This window comes from Hymenobacter sediminis, from assembly GCF_003231285.1.
Lineage (GTDB): Bacteria > Bacteroidota > Bacteroidia > Cytophagales > Hymenobacteraceae > Hymenobacter > Hymenobacter sediminis.
Genome location: NZ_QKNS01000005.1, coordinates 369,692 through 388,052, shown reverse-complemented (window position 1 = coordinate 388,052; position 18,361 = coordinate 369,692). Strand labels below are relative to the sequence as shown.

Below are 18,361 nucleotides of genomic sequence, written 5' to 3'. Positions count from 1 at the left end.
CAAGCATATGGCAGGGGTAAACAAAGTTATTTTGATAGGAAATCTAGGCAAGGATCCGGAGGTTCGCCATCTGGAAGGAGGCACTAGCGTAGCTCATTTTACCTTGGCAACCAACGAGTACTACAAGGATAAGCAGGGCAACCGCGTAGAGCGCACAGAGTGGCACAATATTGCGGCTTGGCGCGGGTTGGCTGAGCTAGCCGAGAAGTACTTGCGTAAGGGCCAGCAGGTGTATGTAGAAGGCAAAATCCGAACCCGGCAGTACCAGGACAAGGATAACCAGACCCGCTACATCACCGAAATCATAGCTGACGAAATTTCCATGTTAGGCGGCCGGCCACAGGGCGCTGAAGGGGCAACTGCTCCTGCAGCGGCAGCTGAAGCACCTACTACCTTCCGTCAGGAACCAGAGCTGGATCAACTGCCGTTTTAGGCGGGTCCGGCACCTGTGCACGAAAGCCCCGGTTTTGCCGGGGCTTTTTGCGTTGGTTTGGCGCACCGTTGGGGATAGCAAGCCACGGATGCGCACCTATTCTTACCTACCTTTGATAGTTCATTTGCTTTTGCATCGCATGGCTGTTTCACGAATGCTACGCGCCGGAGGCGCGGTTTTTACTCTCTTGGCTTTGGCGGTGGGGTGCACCTCTACCCCCGATTTCACGCCCAAACCCAAAGGATACAACCGCATCGACCTGCCTCCCCACGCGTATCAGATGCTGGCGCCGGGGCACCCGTACCGGTTTGAGTACTCGCGCTATGCTAAGGTGCTGCGTGACTCCTCTTACTTGGCTCAGCCTCACTGGATCAACATTTACTACCCCTCCTTGCAAGCCAATGTGCAGATTACGTACGCTGACTTAGCTAGAAAGCCACAGCTTTATGGCAAGATGCTGGAGGACGCGCGTAAGCTCACCAGCAAACACGAAATCAAAGCCACGGCTATTGATGAGAACGTGCTAAAAACGCCAAATGGCATGCGCGTTTCCGTGTTCGAGCTACAAGGCGAAGTGCCCAGCCAGTTTCAGTTTTACACTACCGATAGCACCAAGCACTTCTTCAGGGGTGCCCTGTATTTCCGCACGGCTACAGCCAACGACTCGCTTGCGCCGGTTATCGAGTATGTGAAGCAGGACATTGTGCGGATGTTGAATACGTTGCAGTATCAATGAGCCCGGAAGGATAGTGGAGATTAAGCTGCCACCGCTTCTTTACTCCTCATTCCTGGGGCTCATTCTCATAGCTATATGAGTAACTTTTTTCAGACCAAATTAGAGTACCTCCGCGGGGTAGGATTACAGCGGGCTCAACTGCTGCAGAAAGAGTTGGGGCTGTTTACCTACGGCGACCTTATTCAACGCTACCCCTTTCGCTACCTCGACCGCACTCAGTTTTATAACATCTGCGACCTGCACGACGACCTGCCATACGTGCAGGTAAAGGGCATTCTGCGTAACCGGGAAGTAGTAGGCGAAGGCCCCAAAAAGCGCATGGTAGCCAAGGTAGCCGATGCCAGTGGAGAGTTGGAAGTAGTTTGGTTTAAGGGCGTAAACTATCTGGAAAAGGTCATTAAGAACCACCAGGAGTACATTGTTTTCGGTAAACCCACCATGTTCCAGGGCCGCCCTCAGATGGCTCATCCGGAAATGGAAGAAGTAACCGAGCAGAAGGCCGGCCAGAGCTACCTACAGCCGGTGTACAACACCTCCGAAAAGCTTAAGAACTACCACCGCGTCGATAGCAAGGCCATTGCCCGCATGGTGGCCGATTTGCTCAAGATTGCCCTCCCTCAGGTTCACGAAACACTGTCGGAAGATCTGATCCGGCAGTATGGCCTGATGAGCAAAGCCACTGCTCTCCAGCAAATTCACTTTCCGCAGAGCACTGAGTTGTTGCAGGCGGCCCGTTTCCGGTTAAAGTTTGAGGAGCTGTTTTATGTGCAGTTGAAGCTGCTGCGGCAGAAAGATCAGCGTAAAGTCACGCTGGCGGGGCAGATTTTCAAGGAGGTTCCTACCCTGGTGCACTTCTATAAGAACGTGATGCCTTTTGACCTTACGGGGGCACAGAAGCGGGTGATTCACGATATATACAAGGATTTCTGCTCGGGCCAACAAATGAACCGCCTGCTGCAGGGCGACGTGGGCTCGGGTAAAACCATTGTGGCCTTCATCAGCATGCTCATGGCCGCCGACAACGGGGCTCAGAGTTGCCTAATGGCCCCTACCGAAATCCTGGCCGATCAGCACTACACTGGCCTCAAGCACTTCGCTGATATGCTGGGACTGAAAATTGGCAAGCTCACGGGCAGCACGCGAACCGCCGAGCGCCGAGTACTGCACGAGCAGCTTCGCTCCGGTGAAATGCACATGCTGGTGGGCACGCACGCACTGCTCGAAGACGTAGTGCAGTTCCGCAACCTGGGCCTCACCATCATGGATGAGCAGCACCGGTTTGGGGTAGCGCAACGCTCCAAGCTCTGGCAAAAAAATCCGCACGTCATTCCCCATGTGCTGGTCATGACGGCGACGCCCATCCCGCGCACCCTGGCCATGACGCTATACGGCGACCTGGATGTATCGGTAATTGATGAGTTGCCGGCTGGCCGTAAGCCCATCGTTACGGTTCACCGCTTCGATTCCAACCGGCTGAAAGTATTCGGTTTCCTGCGCGACCAAATAAAATTGGGCCGGCAGGTGTACATCGTGTACCCACTCATTGAGGAAAGTGAAACCATGAGCGACTATAAAGACCTCATGGATGGCTACGAGAGCGTGGCCCGTGCCTTCCCGGAGTTTCAGATCAGCATTGTGCACGGTCGCATGAGCGCCGCCGAGAAGGATGCCGAAATGCAGCGCTTTCTTAAAAATGAAACTCAGATTATGGTGGCTACCACCGTTATCGAGGTGGGCGTGAACGTGCCCAATGCCTCGGTAATGGTCATTGAAAGCACCGAGCGGTTCGGTCTTTCGCAGCTGCACCAGCTCCGGGGCCGGGTAGGACGCGGGGCCGAGCAGAGCTACTGCATTCTAATGAGTGGCTACAAGCTCAGCAAGGACTCCCGGACCCGCATTGAAACCATGGTTCGCACAAACAACGGCTTCGAAATTGCCGATATCGACCTGAAGCTGCGCGGCCCTGGCGACCTGATGGGTACCCAGCAGAGTGGTGTGCTGGACCTGCTCATTGCGGACCTGGCCAAGGACGGCCGTATCCTGACTGAAAGCCGCGCTGCCGCTCAACAACTTATCAATGACGACCCTGGCTTGGCCAAACCTGAAAACGTTGCTATTCGGCGGCACATTGAGAGTTTGCCCGCAACTGCCGTTAACTGGAGCCGCATCAGCTGATTTCGCAAGTCTACCTGTCAGAATAAAAGAAAAGCCCTACCCCCCACGCTTGGGTACAAGCGTGGGGGGTAGGGCTTTCCGTTCTGGGTAGCTCATAAAAAAAGCGCCTTTAAGAAAAGACGCTTACCGCAGAACTACTCTAAGCTAGTGGCATGAACCGTAGTGGGAGCGGTGGCCTGCCAGAAGTGGTTTCCCCCACCCTGGTTGGTCTTTCGCTTGACGGCGGTCTGGCTTTCAAAGAAAGAAGCGTTCTGAGCCGGGATTTGCCAAACGGTGCGGTCAGCCGATGCGGAAACAGAAGCTGTATGGCTCTGCCGAGTCAGCTTGCCGGCAACGACCAGCGCAATCATAAGAACAAAACGAAGTAAAGATTTCATAATTAGTTTACCAGATGATGACGGTGCCGACGTGTTACAAATTTTAAGCCAACCCTACCTCTCGCTCGTCTTTTGCAGCAAATGGAGGTAGTAAACCCAAAATCTTGTAATACCACAGACGAATTTCTACACAGCGCGACCTACCCGAGGCTAGAGTATTCAAATTTTCATATTATTCAAATCCCCTATCAGGCTCAGCCGGCTCCATTTATGGAATTGCCTAATGGTATTTTCCTGCAAAGAACGGCATCCATCCTCAGAACTCTACCTATTGGGCATTAAGAAAATATAAAGTAGCTGTGAAGCTATAAAGAGGGGTAACTGCTGCAAGGCTAAAGCCGGAGTACAAATGAAGTTAGGTACCTTTGGAGAATCCAGTTTTCCTACGGACTTCTGTTTCACCTAACTGCTTTTACTCCGTGCGCTTTTCTTTTCTGCTTGCGGCGGGCCTTACGCTGGCTAGCTTTCTTGCTACCCCAGCACAAGCCCAACGAGTTAAATCGGCCCCTTTTAGCTACCTGCCCGAACGTGCCGATGACCGCTACAACCAGCGTGTAACGCGCAAAGCCCTCCCCCTGCCGGCTGGTGGCTTCGTAATTCTGGCGCACAAATCGGCTAGCGAGTACGCCATTGAGCGCTACGACACTGACCTGAAGCGACTATGGAGTACTTCCCTACCCCTTGGTGCGGGCGAAACCGTGGATGCTTTCATGCGAAGCAATGGGCAGGCAACCGTAGTAGTTCACGCTACCGGAGCAGCCCAGCAGCTATTAGCCTACAGCTTCGACTTAAGCTCTGGCCAGAGAAATCCCGCCAAAAAACTTATCGAAGCCGGCGTGCGCGACCGTCGCCCCGGCGCAGCCTTTTCACCTGATGGTACCAAGCTGGTGGTATGGCGCTACCTCACCCGCGACGAGCAAATCAGGGCGGTGAATGCTACAGTGTTCGATGAGAAGCTGACGAAACTGAAAGACCGCACGTACGATTTTCATGACCAAGGTGCCTTCTTCTCTACCACCATCCACGTCGGAAACGATGGCTCGCAGTTCGTGACCCTGATCAGCGACGGCATGAAGAAGCTGGCAGTGCGCCGCTACCGCAACGATTCGCCGGAGGTTAAGGTGATGTCGGTGGCCGTGGGGGGCACTTTCGGCGGTAAGGAAGTGAACGTATTTGACTCGCGGTTTGCCGTGCAGCCAGATAATACTCTGTACGCGGCTGCCATCTGCAACGAGCGGGAAACGGGTTTATATCACAGCCTGAAGCTGGTCAAATTTGATTTCTCTGCCGAAGGCGACATGAAGTTTGCCCCAGAGGTGAAATTCACGCCCGAATACATAGCCGAGGTCAACAAAGCCACCAACTCTACCGCAAAGCGCCTGGAAGATGTGTATCTGACCGATCTGCTTCTGACCGATGAAAAGCAACTGGTAGTGATAGCTGAAAAGAAGTACGAAGAGGGCGGTGACGAATCACCCGGCCACACCCGCGAACTGCACCTATTCGGCTACAACGAGTTCCAGACCCCAACCTGGCACCGCATTATCGCAAAGGATCAGGTAGCTCCCGCTGCCGAAGGGTTTAGCAGCATCGGGTATCGGGCGGCCTTGTTTGGCTCGGAGCTGCAGGTAGTAACCTGGGAGAAGATCAAAAATAAGTCTGACCTGTTTCTGCGCCGTGTGAACGCGCTTAATGGAACGGTACAGGAGCCCAAAGGCCTTAGCCTCAATGTAGCCTCCGACCAAAATCCTTCTTACGTGAAAGACTTCACTACTTGGCTGGATCCTAAAGTCATCATTGGGGTAAGCCGCCCGAACAAAAAGTCTGCAGCACTTATGCTGAACAAGATAGCCGTAAAGTAAGGCTTAACTCATCTGCTATATATGCAAAAGCGCCGTACCCAGCTTGGGTACGGCGCTTTTCTTTGAGGGCGTTGCTGAGCAGTTTATGGGAAGATGCCCAATGACTGATAGCTCACCCCAATCTTCTCAATGGCAGCATAAAATGCGGCAGTACGTAGGTCAGTAATGCCTTCCACTTCGTCCAGAACTTGGCGAATAGATTGATAGGCGGTAATCATGGTATCCTCTAGGCCGGAACGCACGAGGTCGATTTCATCGGCGCCGTGCACAATTTGCTGACGTTCCTCTGGGGTAATAGTCTTGCCCGTAGTCCGCTCGATGGTAGCCACCAGGCGGCGCATAGCTCCTTCCTCAGCCCGTTTACCCATGCGACCAAAACGCACGTTGGACAGGTTTTTCAGCCACTCGAAATAGGATACCGTTACGCCGCCAGCGTTCAGATACAGATCAGGGAGGATGATGATGCCTTTCTCTAACAGAATCTTCTCGGCGCCTTGCGTGGTAGGCCCATTGGCACCTTCCGCAATGATTTTAGCCTTAATGTTGGCCGCATTGCCCTCGTGAATTTGGTTTTCCAACGCTGCCGGAATCAGCACATCACATTCATACTCCAGCAAATCCAATGATTCCGTCACGTCTTTCGCGCCGGGGAAACCCAGGATAGAACCTGTTTCCTGACGGTGCTTGAACACGGCGGCCACGTCTAGGCCAGTCTCACTATAGATGCCGCCTTCACGCTCTGCAATACCAGTAATAAGGCCCCCATCCTGCTGGCAGAAATGAGCAGCGTAGTAGCCTACGTTACCTAGCCCTTGCACAATTATGCGCTTACCGGCCACACCGCTAGTCAGGCCAGCTTTTTTAATCATAGGCTCATCCAGTAGCAGTTCTCGCAGGCCGTAGAACACACCTAGGCCAGTAGCCTCGGTCCTCCCGCGAATACCGCCTTGGCCCACAGGCTTGCCAGTTACGCAGCCTAAGGCGCTGGTATCGCCATATTTAAAGGTCATGTATGTGTCGGCAATCCAGGCCATTTCCCGGCCGCTCGTACCGTAGTCCGGCGCAGGTACGTCCATGCCTGGGCCGATAAGATTCTTCTTGATTAGCTCGGTAGCATAGCGGCGCGTAACGCGTTCCAGCACATGTACTGGGGTAGTGCGCGGGTTGATTTTCACGCCGCCTTTAGCTCCGCCGAACGGTACATCTACTAAGGCGCACTTGAAGGTCATGAGTGTAGCCAAGGCCATAACCTCTTCCTCATCTACATACACACTGTAGCGGATACCACCTTTGCTGGGTAGCTTGTGATGACTGTGCTGCACCCGGATACCTTCGAACACCTGCACATGACCATCTATCTCAACCGGGAAGTTGACCTTATAAATGCTATTGCAAGCTCGAATTTGAGCAAGGATGCCGGGGTCCAGCTTCGAGAAGCTTGCCGCGTGGTCGTAGAACCGCAACACGCTTTCGTAAAAGTCCTTACCCTGTACCTGTTCGTTGGCCATACCTAGTGGGAGTTGAAGGTGGAGTATCTACCTGCAAACGAATAGCCCAACAATCCGTTGTGCCAAAACGCAACAAAGCCGCCCCTGCAACAGGAGCGGCTTTGGCAAAGAGGATTACCGAATGAATTCAGGCAATCCAATTAATCTAGCTAAATCCGTGACTTAGAAAGCGTACTCATTGGCAGCAATCAGCACGTCTGCAATGCGACGACGGGCATCTTTGGCGTTGAATAGGTCGGCTTTGGTAAAGCGCTTCAGGCCCATAGCCAGCAAGCGTTGCTCGTCACCTTCCGTCATGGAAGCAATAGCGTCTTTGCCGAACTTGTTTACCTGGTCTACGGTGTCGTAGAGGTACACACGGGCAATGTCGATTTGTGCTGAAACAGCCTCTTCGCCTTTTACACCAGCTTCTTTTTCTACACGGAGCAATGTGCTTTCGGCAGTGTATACCTTAATGGCCATGTCAGCAATGTTCATTAGTACTTCCTGCTCTTTAGCGAGCGAGTTCATGTACTTCTGAACGGCCGTGCCAGCTACCATCAGGATGGCTTTTTTCAGCTTGGCAATGGTTTTTTTCTCCGCGGCGAACAGGCCGGTTTCTTCTTCCAGGTTGAAATCCGGAATAGCCATCAGCTCCTGCTGTACGGCCTGAGCGGGACCCATCAAGTCCAGTTCGCCTTTCATGGCCTTCTTCAGAATCATATCAACGGCCAGCATGCGGTTGATTTCGTTCGTGCCCTCGAAGATGCGGTTGATGCGCGAGTCGCGGTAGGCGCGGTCCATGGGGTAGTCGGCCGAGAAGCCATAGCCGCCATACACCTGCACACCTTCATCCACTACATAATCAAGCACTTCAGAGCCCTCTACTTTCAGCATAGCACACTCCACGGCGAATTCACGGGCGGCACCCAGCAAGGCTTCATTGTGGCTCTGGCCTTTGGCCAGCAATTCCTGCTCCATGCGGGCAATGTCCATACCGGCGCGGTAAATAGCCGACTCGACGGCATAGATACGCACGGCCTGCTGAGCCAGCTTATACTTAATAGCGCCAAACTTACTGATGGGCAGCTTGAACTGCACCCGCTCGTTGGCGTATTTCACGCTCAAGGTAGCCGCCATTTTGGTAGCGCCCAGGCAGGCCGCCGCCAGCTTAATGCGGCCAATGTTCAGAATGTTGAAGGCAATCAGGTGGCCCTTACCAATCTCACCGAGTACGGCTGATTTTGGCACTTTGGCATCTGAAAGGAACACCTGGCGAGTTGAAGAACCCTTAATGCCCATTTTGTGCTCCTCGTTGCCGAGGCTGAGGCCGGGCGTGTTTTTTTCCACGATGAAACCCGTGAACTTGTCGCCATCTACCTGCGCGAAGACCACGAACACATCGGCAAAGCCGGCGTTGGTAATCCACATTTTCTGGCCGTTGAGCACGTAATGCTCCCCGTCTTCGGTTAGGATGGCTTTGGTTTTGGCGCCAAGAGCGTCGGAACCAGAGCCGGGCTCCGTGAGGCAGTAAGCGCCCATCAGTTCACCGCTAGTCAGGCCGGGCAAGTATTTAGCCTTCTGTTCCTCGTTGCCGAAATATAGAATGGGCAGCATAGCAATGCCCGTGTGGGCCGCGAAAGCCACCGGGAACGAGTGGCCACCGCCTACCGCTTCGGTCACGCGCAGGGAGGTAGGGAAGTCCATATCCAGCCCACCGTACTGCTCCGGAATGCTCACCCCGAACAAGCCTAGCTCGCCCGATTTCTCCATCAGGTTGCGCATCAGGCCCTCTTCGTGGTTGTCGAGGCGCTCCACAAGGGGCATCACTTCCTTTTCCACGAAGTCCAGAGCAGTCTGGTGCATCATGTTCTGCTCCTCCGAAAAATCGGCGGGGGTGAATACGTCCTGCGCAGCGGTTTCTTTGATAATGAACTCGCCGCCTTTCACAAGCTTGTTAGTTACTTCCATGACCGGGTGAGATGTTGGGGTTGGAAAAATCGAAGTCAAAAAAGGAGAGAAGATGCTCGGCTTGCCTACTATTAGGCCCACACAAGTCTCTTCTAGGTGGGATACCGAAAGATAACAAATTATGTTATGCTTGCCGACTACTTTCCGAAAAAGAAACCCCAGCGTCCGGGGTTTCTAATCGTTAGAAGCAGAATGGCTTACATAAGTATCTGGTTCTGAAAACGGAGTCTATCCGGCGGTCGGTGCCGTGGGCCAAGTGAGTTTTCCGTTGAAAAACGCTGCCACGCTTTTCGGCGGCGCACGTCACCGACTGCCGGATAGGATACTGAATTACTTCAGCAACTCATAGATGCCAGCCACGCCCTGGCCGCCGCCTACGCAGGCCGTTACCATGCCGTATTTTTGTCCCCGCTCGCGCAGTTCGTGGAAAAGCTGAATGCTGAGCTTGGCGCCGGAGCAACCGAGTGGGTGACCTAGCGCAATAGCACCGCCGTTTACGTTCAGCTTGCTCTCGTCAATGTCCAGCTCGCGGGTAATGGCAATCGACTGCGACGCGAATGCCTCGTTCAGCTCAATCAGGTCGATGTCTTGGAGCTTCATACCAGCCTGCTTCAGCGCCTTCGGAATAGCCTTGATGGGGCCCATACCCATAATGCGCGGGTCGATACCTTCGGTGGCGTAGGTAATCATGCGGGCAATAGGCTCCAGGTTCAGCTCCTTCACCATGCGCTCTGACATCACCAGCACGAAAGCGGCCCCGTCGGAAGTCTGGGAAGAATTACCAGCGGTTACCGAGCCATTAGCGGCAAATACCGGCTTCAGCTTGGCCAGCGCTTCCAGGGAAGTATCGGCCCGGGGGCCTTCGTCGGTATCGACTACGTAGGAGCGGGTTTTCTTCTTGCCAGTGGCCTGGTCGAGATAGGTTTCCTCTACCGTGATGGGCACAATCTGCGACTTGAACTTGCCTTCCTGAATGGCCTTGATGGCCTTCTGGTGCGAGTTGTAGGCAAACTGGTCCTGATCCTCGCGCGACACTTTATAGTCTTGCGCTACGGCTTCGGCAGTCAGGCCCATGCCGAGGTAGTAATCGGGGTGCTGCTGGGCTAGTTTGTAGTTCGGCACCGTTTTCCAGCCTACCGTTGGTACCATGCTCATGCTCTCGGTACCACCGGCCACGATGCAGTCAGCCATGCCCGCCGTGATTTTGCTGGCAGCCATGGCAATAGTTTCCACGCCGGAGCCGCAGTAGCGATTCACGATGAGGCCCGATACATTCATGGGCAGAGCCAGCAGCGAAATTAGGCGGCCCATTTGCAGGCCTTGCTCCGCTTCCGGTACCGCGTTCCCTACCATTACATCATCAATACGCGATGGATCGAGGGCAGGCACGGAGGCTACCAAGTGCTTGATGACGTCGGCGGCGAGGTCATCGGGGCGGGTAAAGCGGAAACCGCCGCGGGTGGCTTTGCCAACGGCCGTGCGGTAACCAGCTACGATATATGCATTCATTGTAGTGAGTCTTGAAGAAAGTAGTGGGATTAGAGCTAGTCTAGTTTAGTTCCTCTTGGGGTAGGATGGTTATTTAACTAGAACATCTAATAACGGTAGGTTCGTTCTAGGCCAGTCAACCACCCCTAACCCCTCCTCATCTGAGGAGGGGAACTAGGTTTCTAGCTCTAGTTTCTCAAGGGTTTGCCAGTGGTCAGAATAGACTGGATACGCTCCAGCGTTTTCCGCTCGCCGGTGAGGCTGAGGAAAGCTTCGCGCTCCAAGTCCAGCAGGTACTGCTCCGAAACTTCGGTGGGGCTGCTGAGGTCGCCACCGCACATGATGTAGGCCAGCTTGTTGGCAATCTTCACGTCGTGGTCGGAGATGTAGCGGCCTTCCTTCATGGCGTGCACACCGGTCATGAACATAGCCAGCGCCCCTTTACCGTGCACCTTGATATTGGTTTTCTGGGTAGGCTGTGTGTAGCCATCCTCAGCCAATTCAATAGCGGCAGCTTTGGCTTGCGCAATAATGCGGTTGCTGTTTACTACAACCTCGTCTCCGCGGCGCAAAAAGCCTAGGCCAAAGGCTTCAGCCGCCGAAGTCGAAACTTTGGCGGTGCTGATGGTCATAAAGGTGTTGCGGAGCAGGTTGAACTCCGGCTCGCCTTCTTCATACTTGGCCGCGGTGCGCAAAGTCATTTCCTTGGTACCGCCGCCGCCGGGAATCAGGCCTACGCCGAATTCCACGAGGCCCATGTAGGTTTCAGCACCCGCTACCACCCGGTCGCAGTGCAGGTTCAGCTCGCAGCCGCCGCCCAGAGCGAGGCCGTGCGGAGCACCTACCACCGGAATGCTGCTGTAGCGCATGCGCATCATGGCCTGCTGGAACTGGGCAATCATCAGGTTCAGCTCGTCATACTCCTGATCCAGCGCGAACATGTACACTAGGCCTAGGTTGGCACCAGCGGAGAAGTTCGGTCCATCATTACCCACAACTAGGCCGCGGAAGTCCTTTTCGGCTAATTCCACGCCTTTCATTAGGCCCTGAATTACGTCGGAGCCCAGCGCGTTCATCTTGCTGTGGAACTCTACGTTCAGGATTCCGTCGCCCAAGTCGAGTACTGAGGCACCTGCATTTTTCCATAGCACTTTGCCAGTGGCGCGCAGGTTATCGAGGATGATGAAGTTCTCCACGCCCGGAATGGCTTTGTAGGCCTTCGACTCGATGTCGTAGAACTGCTTCACGCCCTGCTCGCTCACCTTATAAAAGGTAGCGTTGCCGGCGGCCAGCATTTCCTGTACCCAGGGAGCAACCGTCTTGCCTTCGGCTTGAGCCAGCTCTAGCCCTTTCTGTACGCCTAGGGCATCCCAGGTTTCAAACGGCCCCATCTCCCAACCAAAGCCAGCGCGCAGGGCGTCGTCAATCTTGTAGAGCGAATCGGTGATTTCCGGAATCCGGTTGCTCACGTAGGCAAACAGGCCCGCAAACGTCTTGCGGTAGAAGTCAGCGGCTTTGTCTTTGCCGGCTACCAGCACCTTGAAGCGGTCGGCCAGCTTCTCAATAGGCTTGGTGGTTTCCAGCGTAGCAAACTTCACCTTGGCGCTGGGCTTGTACTCCAGGGTATTCAGGTCGAGAGCCTGAATTTCCGACTTGCCGCCTTCGCCACGTACTTTCTTGTAGAAGCCCTGGCCGGTTTTATCACCAAGCCATTTGTTCTCAGCCATCTTCTTGATGAAGTCCGGCAGTTGGAACACGGCCTTGGCTTCGTCGTTGGGCAGATTCTGGGCCAGGCCGTTGGCTACGTTAATCATCGTGTCCAGACCTACCACATCCGAAGTGCGGAAGGTGGCCGACTTGGCGTGACCGATAACGGGGCCGGTGAGCTTGTCTACTTCTTCTACTGATAGGCCTAGCTGGCTCATCACCTGTACCACATCCATAATGGCGAAAACGCCCACGCGGTTGGCGATGAAAGCAGGGGTGTCTTTGGCTAGTACGGTAGTTTTGCCCAGGTACAGGTCGCCGTAGTGCATCAGGAAATCCACTACCGCCTGGTCCGTGTCCGGAGTCGGGATGATTTCGAGCAGCTTCAGGTAGCGCGGCGGGTTGAAGAAGTGGGTGCCGCAGAAGTATTTCTTGAAGTCGTCGGAGCGGCCTTCCGTCATCATGTGAATCGGGATGCCGCTGGTGTTGCTGGTGATGAGCGTGCCAGGCTTGCGGTATTGCTCCACAAGCTCAAACAGGCTCTTTTTAATATCAAGCCGCTCTACTACCACCTCAATCGTCCAGTCGCAGGTAGCAATGTCCTTGAGGTTGTCGTCGAAGTTGCCGGTCTTGATGCGGCTGGCTTCCGACTTACGGTAGAGCGGCGAGGGGTTAGCGGCCACAGCGGCTTGCAAGGAACTGTTTACAATGCGGTTCTTCACCGCAGGGTTGTCCAGCGTCAGGCCTTTGGCTTCTTCAGCAGGTAGCAGCTCTTTGGGCGCGATGTCGAGCAACAGCACTTGCACACCGATGTTGGCGAAGTGGCACGCAATGCGCGAGCCCATCACACCGGAACCCAGTACGGCTACTTTTTTGATGGTACGATTCATTCTTGGGGAGGAATGAGTGGGTGAGAAATGAAAGAATCAGAAAGGAAATCGGCAAGCAAACTACTCGTCATGCCGAGTTTATGGTCACATGAACAACCTTACTTAGAAGGAAACTCTATCAGCAAAAAGCCCCGAACCACTGGCCTAGGCCGGTGACTCGGAGCGCAAGGGTTTCGGCTTGAAATCGTCGTAGAGGGTTTTGCCCTCAATCATCCCAGTTATCTGGCCTACTACTTTAAAGAATACATTCAGCTCGCTCTGCGGGATTTTCTCGCGCACCTTCAGGTTAAAGTGGCGCACCGTTTGGCGGGAAATTTCCTTGCCACGCAGACCTTCCTCCGTCAGGAAGATGCGCACCGAGCGTTTATCCTGGGTATCAGCCTGTTTGTAGATTAGGCCTTTCTCTTCCATGCTGCGTAGAATACGAGTCAGAGAACGGGTTTCGAGGCCTAATAGGGGCGCTATTTTGGTAGCTGGCGTTCCGTTCTCCTGGTCGATATTCAGCAGCACGAAGCCAATACTGGTGGTGATATCGTGCTTGGCGGCCTGCGTATTATACATACGCGAAATGGCGTGCCAGGCAACCTTTATGTTATAATCAACGGTTTCTTCGGGTGTCATGGGTGGTAGGAGCAAGTCCGGTAAACATACAGAAATATGTTATGCTTGCATACTAAGTTACACAAAAAAAGTTTGGCTTTTCCTACCCACATAACCTGCCGGAATGAACCGAACCGGCTTCCTATATTTGGCTTACGGCTAGAACCACAATAAAGGCCCCACTACTTTGCTAGTGGGGCCTTTGTGTTTGTTAGTGCTGGCTGTGCTGATGATACAGGCTTTCGATAAGTTCTTTATTGTTTGCCGTGATGACTTTGCGCTTCACCTTGAGGGTAGGCGTCATCTCGCCAGTTTCAACGGTCCAGAGGCGGGGAAGCAATACGATTTTCTTGACTTGCTCCCACTGCGCAAAGCCTGTGTTGTACTTGTGCACGAGGTCCTCATACATCTTCACTACCTTCTCATTCTTCACCAACTCCTCGTTGGAGCAGTTGCAGTCCACGCCGTTGCGCTTGCACCAGCCTTTCAGGTCGTCGAAAGAGGGAATGACAAGCGCGGAAGGGAATTTCTGACCGTCGCCGACGACCATACACTGCTCCACCAGCGGCGACTCTTTCAGCTTGCTTTCAATCACCTGCGGGGCAATGTATTTGCCGCCCGAGGTCTTGAACATTTCCTTTTTGCGGTCGGTGATTTTTAGGAACCTACCCTCTACTATCTCGCCAATGTCGCCGGTGTGGAACCAGCCTTCCTCGTCGAACTCCTTGGCTGTTAGCTCGGGCTTATTGTAGTAGCCTTTCATCACCGATTCCGACCGGGTCAGAATTTCACCATCAGACGCAATTTTCACCTCCGTGTTGTCGATAATGGGGCCTACCGTGCCAATCATATTGTTTTTAGGCTCATAGCCGCCTACGGCAATTACCGGCGAGGTTTCGGTGAGCCCATAGCCTTCCATTACCGGAATACCAGCCGACCAGAACACACGAGCTAGGCGCGGCTGCAGGGCACCACCTCCACTTACAATGCAGCGCAAGTTTCCGCCTAAGGCTTCACGCCATTTGCTGAAGATAAGCTTGTTGGCCAGAGCCAGCTGGGTATTGTAAAAGAAACCGTGGTCTTTCTGGTTGTCGTATTTGAGGCCTAGGTTAAGGGCCCAGAAGAACAGTTGTTTCTTTACCCCCTCTAGCTCATGGCCCTTGGCTACAATCTTATCGTAGACCTTTTCCAGCAGGCGCGGCACAGTGGTGAAGATTTGTGGGTGCACCTCGCGCAGGTTGTCGGCAATGGTTTCCATGCTCTCGGCGTAGTAGATGCTCACGCCGTTGATGAGGTAGATGTGCGTTACCATCCGCTCAAAAATATGGCACAGCGGCAGGAAGCTCAGGGCCTTGTCGTGCTCCGTGACGGGCACGAACCGCTGGGCGTTGCGGCAGTTGCTAAGGATGTTGTTGTGCGTCAGCATTACGCCCTTAGGCTGCCCGGTGGTGCCTGAGGTGTAGATGAGCGTCAGCAGGTCGTCGGGCTGTACGGCGGCCTTCAGGGGTTCTAAGTCGGCGGGGTTACCTTGCTTGCCCAGTTCCAGCAGCTCCGAGAAGTGGCGGGCACCTTCCACCTTATCGAAAGTGAAAATGTTCTCTGCCGGGATATTCAGGTCTTGAGTAGCCTCGCGTACTTTATCGAGCAGCTTTTTGTCGGATACGAAGATGGCTTTCACGCCAGCATCGGTGAAGATGTACTTGTAATCTTCTACCGTAATGCTGGGGTACATTGGTACGCTAGTAGCGCCGAGCTGGGCAATACCAAAATCGGCGAACATCCACTCCGGCCGATTCATCGAAATCAGTGCTACCTTATCGTCTTTCCCGACACCCAACGCCCGCAGGCCCAGGCTTACCTGGTTTACTTGCTCAACAACAGAATCGGTGCTGATGGGCGCGTACTGGCCGTTTACTTTGGCGGCAAAACAATCGGGTTTATTATACTTCTGCTGGAGCTGGGCCAGAATATCAAAGGTGCGGCGAATGTCCATACGGAGAGAGGGCACGATGGTGGGAGAGGCGAATTAGAGAGGTCTTTTTGTCTGCTGCACAACCTGCAGAAAGAAGGTGAACAGGAAACGCTGCTTAAATAACGTTTTTTTCGTGGTAAAGCTGCCATGCACGCGCGAAAGCCGGTAGGGCCGTGCCGGGCTTTTGCGTAGCTTTGTCGGAGTCCGCCTCCTTCGCGCACGATGAATCTGGCTATCTTTTTTGATCCGCTTACTGAGGAACTGGTTGGGCCAGCCACGCCCCCAACCACGCTGGCTGCCTACGTCTCACCGTTTCTGGACACCTTCCCAGACTGGAGGTCCTCAGACATAGCGCTGATTGGCCTAGATGAATGGCGGGGCAGTGCTAGCGGAGCCCCCGCCGCTCATGGCGCTAATGCCGTTCGGCATCGGTTTTATCAACTGCAGAAGGGCACTGGCGCGGTTCGGGTAGCCGACTTAGGCAACCTGCGGCCTGGCCTCACTTTGGAAGATACCTATCAGCGCCTCCGCGAAATTATTGCGGCGCTGCTGGAGCACAACACCGTGCCTATTTTGCTGGGCGGCTCCCATGACCTGGATTACGGTCAGTTTCTAGCCTACGAAACCTTGGACCGGGCCGTTAGCTTCGCGACCGTGGATGCCCGCGTGGATATGGCAGAACTGGAAGGCGCCTGCCCCGAAGAAAGCCACCTGCGGCGTATGCTGCTGCATGAGCCTACCTTTCTGTTCAACTTTGCACAGCTGGCGCACCAACAATACTTGGTAGCTCCCGATGTGCTGGCGGCACTGGAAAAGCTACACTTCGAAACCCTGCGCCTGGGCGCTATTCATGCCGATGTGCGCCAAGCTGAACCCCTGCTCCGCCAGGCTGATTTCGTCAGCTTCGATGTAGCAGCTTTGCGTTGGAACGATGCGCCTGCGTACTGGCCGGCCAACCCCTTCGGGCTTACCAACGAGGAAGCGGCTCAATTGGCTTGGTACGCAGGGCACAACGATAGTCTGACATCCTTTGGCCTCTACGGCTACCGCCCTGAGTACGACCCACACGGTCTGGCAGCTGCTACCTTGGCTACCATGCTCTGGTATTTCGTGGAAGGCTACTACCACCGCCGTCAGGAAACCGATTTCCAGAGCCGCCGCTTCATGCGGTATGCCGTGGGTTTGCCAGGCACGCCGGCAAAACTTGTGTTCTATAAGAGCAAGCGTACCGAGAAATGGTGGTTAGAAGTAGAAAGTCTGGCCGACAGTGACATCAAGCGCATTGTGCCTTGCAGCTACCAGGACTACTTGCGCGCCGCCCAAGGCGACCTGCCTAACCGCTGGATTCTGACGCAGGCGCTGCTGGGCTAAAGCATACATAAGGCGTCCCTGGCCTACCCCATCAACATGAGTCAAACCCCCGACCCTACCCTTCCTGTTTACACCAAGGCCCAGCTAGCTCTGCGTAACGGCCAGGACCGTGACGAAATTTGGGTGGGATACGAAGGGTTGATTTACGATGTAACTCGCTCCCGCCTCTGGAAACGTGGCAACCACTATGAGCACTGGGCTGGCCAGGACCTGACCACCGAGCTCAACCGCGACGCGCCCCATACGCCTAATGTCTTTGATAAATTCGCCGTTATTGGGCGCATAGCCTAACTATCGAAAAAGAGAAAATGCGGCAAACCACGAGCCGTGTTTTTCTTCCCCGCTCCCTACCTCCCTTTCTTTTCAACCATGAGCTCCACCGAAAGCGCTTCTTTATTCAATAACCTCGAAACCCTTTCGACGCAGGAGCTGCTGCAAGGGATGAACAGCGTTGACCAAACGGTTCCGCAGGCCGTAGCTCAGGCTCTGCCGCAGCTTGAAGCCTTGGTGGAAGCCACGGTAGCGCGCCTGCAGGCCGGAGGAAGGTTGTTTTACATTGGTGCCGGCACTAGCGGGCGCCTGGGCATTCTGGATGCTTCAGAGTGCCCCCCTACGTTTGGGGTGCCGCAGGGGGTAGTAATCGGGTTGATTGCTGGTGGCGACACGGCCATCCGGAAAGCCGTAGAAAACGCCGAAGATGACGCCCAGCAAGCCTGGCTCGATTTACAGGCGCACAACATCAACGCGCAGGATATCGTGGTAGGAATTGCTGCCTCCGGGCGCACGCCCTACGTAATTGGTGGCCTGGAGCAGGCCAGCCAGCATGGGGTAACCACGGGCTGTATAGTGTGCAACGCGGGCTCGCAGGTAGCAGCCGTAGCTGAATTTCCGGTGGAGGTAGTAACCGGGCCCGAGTTTGTAACGGGCAGCACCCGCCTAAAAGCCGGTACGGCCCAGAAGCTGGTGCTCAACATGCTCACTACTGCTACGTTTATTCGGTTAGGTCGCGTGAAGGGCAATAAGATGGTGGACATGCAGCTTTCCAACGCCAAGTTGGTGGACCGTGGCGAGAAGATGTTGATGGACGAGCTCGGCATTTCTCAGCCGGAGGCGGCAGAACTGCTACAGCAACATGGCTCTGTACGAGCAGCTTTGGCCGCGCGGTAGCAGGTAGCAAAACGTAGGCTCAAGCGTGGTACCGACGGAACTCCTACCTCCTTTCCGGGAGTGAAACCTGCTGCATCAGTTCGGAGTTAAGGCAAAAAGCCGATAGCACTTATTCGTCGGCCTTG

Annotated in this window: 14 protein-coding genes; 7 read left to right on the top strand and 7 right to left on the bottom strand. The window is 54.4% G+C overall.

Annotated elements, in window-relative coordinates; all coding sequences use genetic code 11:
• The first annotated feature begins 7 nt into the window (after window positions 1-7).
• The 3 genes from DNI29_RS15575 (at window position 8) to recG (ending at window position 3,344) form a co-directional block, all read left to right on the top strand.
• Window positions 8-433, top strand: a complete 426-nt coding sequence (locus DNI29_RS15575) for a single-stranded DNA-binding protein (RefSeq protein WP_110979046.1) — start codon at window positions 8-10, stop codon at window positions 431-433.
• A gap of 139 nt (window positions 434-572) precedes the next feature.
• On the top strand, window positions 573-1,169 hold the full coding sequence (gldD, locus tag DNI29_RS15570) for a gliding motility lipoprotein GldD (RefSeq protein ID WP_110979045.1): 597 nt from the start codon (window positions 573-575) through the stop codon (window positions 1,167-1,169).
• A 75-nt stretch (window positions 1,170-1,244) separates the two neighbouring features.
• Complete coding sequence (gene recG / locus DNI29_RS15565) at window positions 1,245-3,344, top strand: ATP-dependent DNA helicase RecG (protein WP_110979044.1); 2,100 nt, start codon at window positions 1,245-1,247, stop codon at window positions 3,342-3,344.
• 134 nt (window positions 3,345-3,478) lie between these two features.
• On the opposite strand, the gene DNI29_RS15560 is transcribed toward recG, so the two are convergent.
• Complete coding sequence (locus tag DNI29_RS15560; RefSeq protein WP_110979043.1) at window positions 3,479-3,694, bottom strand: hypothetical protein; 216 nt, start codon at window positions 3,692-3,694, stop codon at window positions 3,479-3,481.
• A 446-nt stretch (window positions 3,695-4,140) separates the two neighbouring features.
• Between DNI29_RS15560 and DNI29_RS15555 the strand changes: the two genes are divergently transcribed.
• Complete coding sequence (locus DNI29_RS15555; RefSeq protein ID WP_110979042.1) at window positions 4,141-5,583, top strand: hypothetical protein; 1,443 nt, start codon at window positions 4,141-4,143, stop codon at window positions 5,581-5,583.
• An 83-nt stretch (window positions 5,584-5,666) separates the two neighbouring features.
• Here the strand turns inward: DNI29_RS15555 and DNI29_RS15550 are convergent, their stop codons facing one another.
• The 6 genes from DNI29_RS15550 to DNI29_RS15525 form a co-directional block, all read right to left on the bottom strand.
• The gene (locus DNI29_RS15550; protein ID WP_110979041.1) at window positions 5,667-7,091 is read right to left on the bottom strand and encodes a Glu/Leu/Phe/Val family dehydrogenase; all 1,425 of its coding nucleotides are present in this window, start codon (window positions 7,089-7,091) and stop codon (window positions 5,667-5,669) included.
• A 162-nt stretch (window positions 7,092-7,253) separates the two neighbouring features.
• Window positions 7,254-9,041 (bottom strand): acyl-CoA dehydrogenase FadE, encoded by a 1,788-nt coding sequence (locus DNI29_RS15545; RefSeq protein ID WP_110979040.1) that lies wholly within the window; start codon window positions 9,039-9,041, stop codon window positions 7,254-7,256.
• Between the two features lie 330 nt (window positions 9,042-9,371).
• A complete protein-coding gene (locus DNI29_RS15540) occupies window positions 9,372-10,550 on the bottom strand; it encodes an acetyl-CoA C-acyltransferase (protein WP_110979039.1) in 1,179 nt (392 codons plus the stop codon).
• Between the two features lie 167 nt (window positions 10,551-10,717).
• Window positions 10,718-13,126 carry a 3-hydroxyacyl-CoA dehydrogenase/enoyl-CoA hydratase family protein gene (locus DNI29_RS15535; RefSeq protein WP_110979038.1) on the bottom strand — a complete coding sequence of 803 codons (2,409 nt, stop codon included), beginning with the start codon at window positions 13,124-13,126 and terminating at the stop codon, window positions 10,718-10,720.
• Window positions 13,127-13,270: 144 nt separating this feature from the next.
• Entirely contained in the window at window positions 13,271-13,747 is a 477-nt protein-coding gene (locus DNI29_RS15530) for a MarR family winged helix-turn-helix transcriptional regulator (RefSeq protein WP_088845435.1), read from the bottom strand.
• A gap of 190 nt (window positions 13,748-13,937) precedes the next feature.
• Window positions 13,938-15,734 carry an AMP-dependent synthetase/ligase gene (locus DNI29_RS15525; RefSeq protein ID WP_317048758.1) on the bottom strand — a complete coding sequence of 599 codons (1,797 nt, stop codon included), beginning with the start codon at window positions 15,732-15,734 and terminating at the stop codon, window positions 13,938-13,940.
• Between the two features lie 186 nt (window positions 15,735-15,920).
• On the opposite strand from DNI29_RS15525, the gene DNI29_RS15520 reads away from it, so the two are divergent.
• From DNI29_RS15520 to murQ, 3 genes are all read left to right on the top strand, one after another.
• Window positions 15,921-17,069 carry a formimidoylglutamase gene (locus DNI29_RS15520; protein ID WP_110979036.1) on the top strand — a complete coding sequence of 383 codons (1,149 nt, stop codon included), beginning with the start codon at window positions 15,921-15,923 and terminating at the stop codon, window positions 17,067-17,069.
• Window positions 17,070-17,105: 36 nt separating this feature from the next.
• Window positions 17,106-17,360 carry a cytochrome b5 domain-containing protein gene (locus DNI29_RS15515; protein ID WP_110979035.1) on the top strand — a complete coding sequence of 85 codons (255 nt, stop codon included), beginning with the start codon at window positions 17,106-17,108 and terminating at the stop codon, window positions 17,358-17,360.
• Window positions 17,361-17,438: 78 nt separating this feature from the next.
• Window positions 17,439-18,236, top strand: a complete 798-nt coding sequence (gene murQ / locus DNI29_RS15510) for an N-acetylmuramic acid 6-phosphate etherase (RefSeq protein ID WP_110979034.1) — start codon at window positions 17,439-17,441, stop codon at window positions 18,234-18,236.
• Window positions 18,237-18,361: the final 125 nt, after the last annotated feature.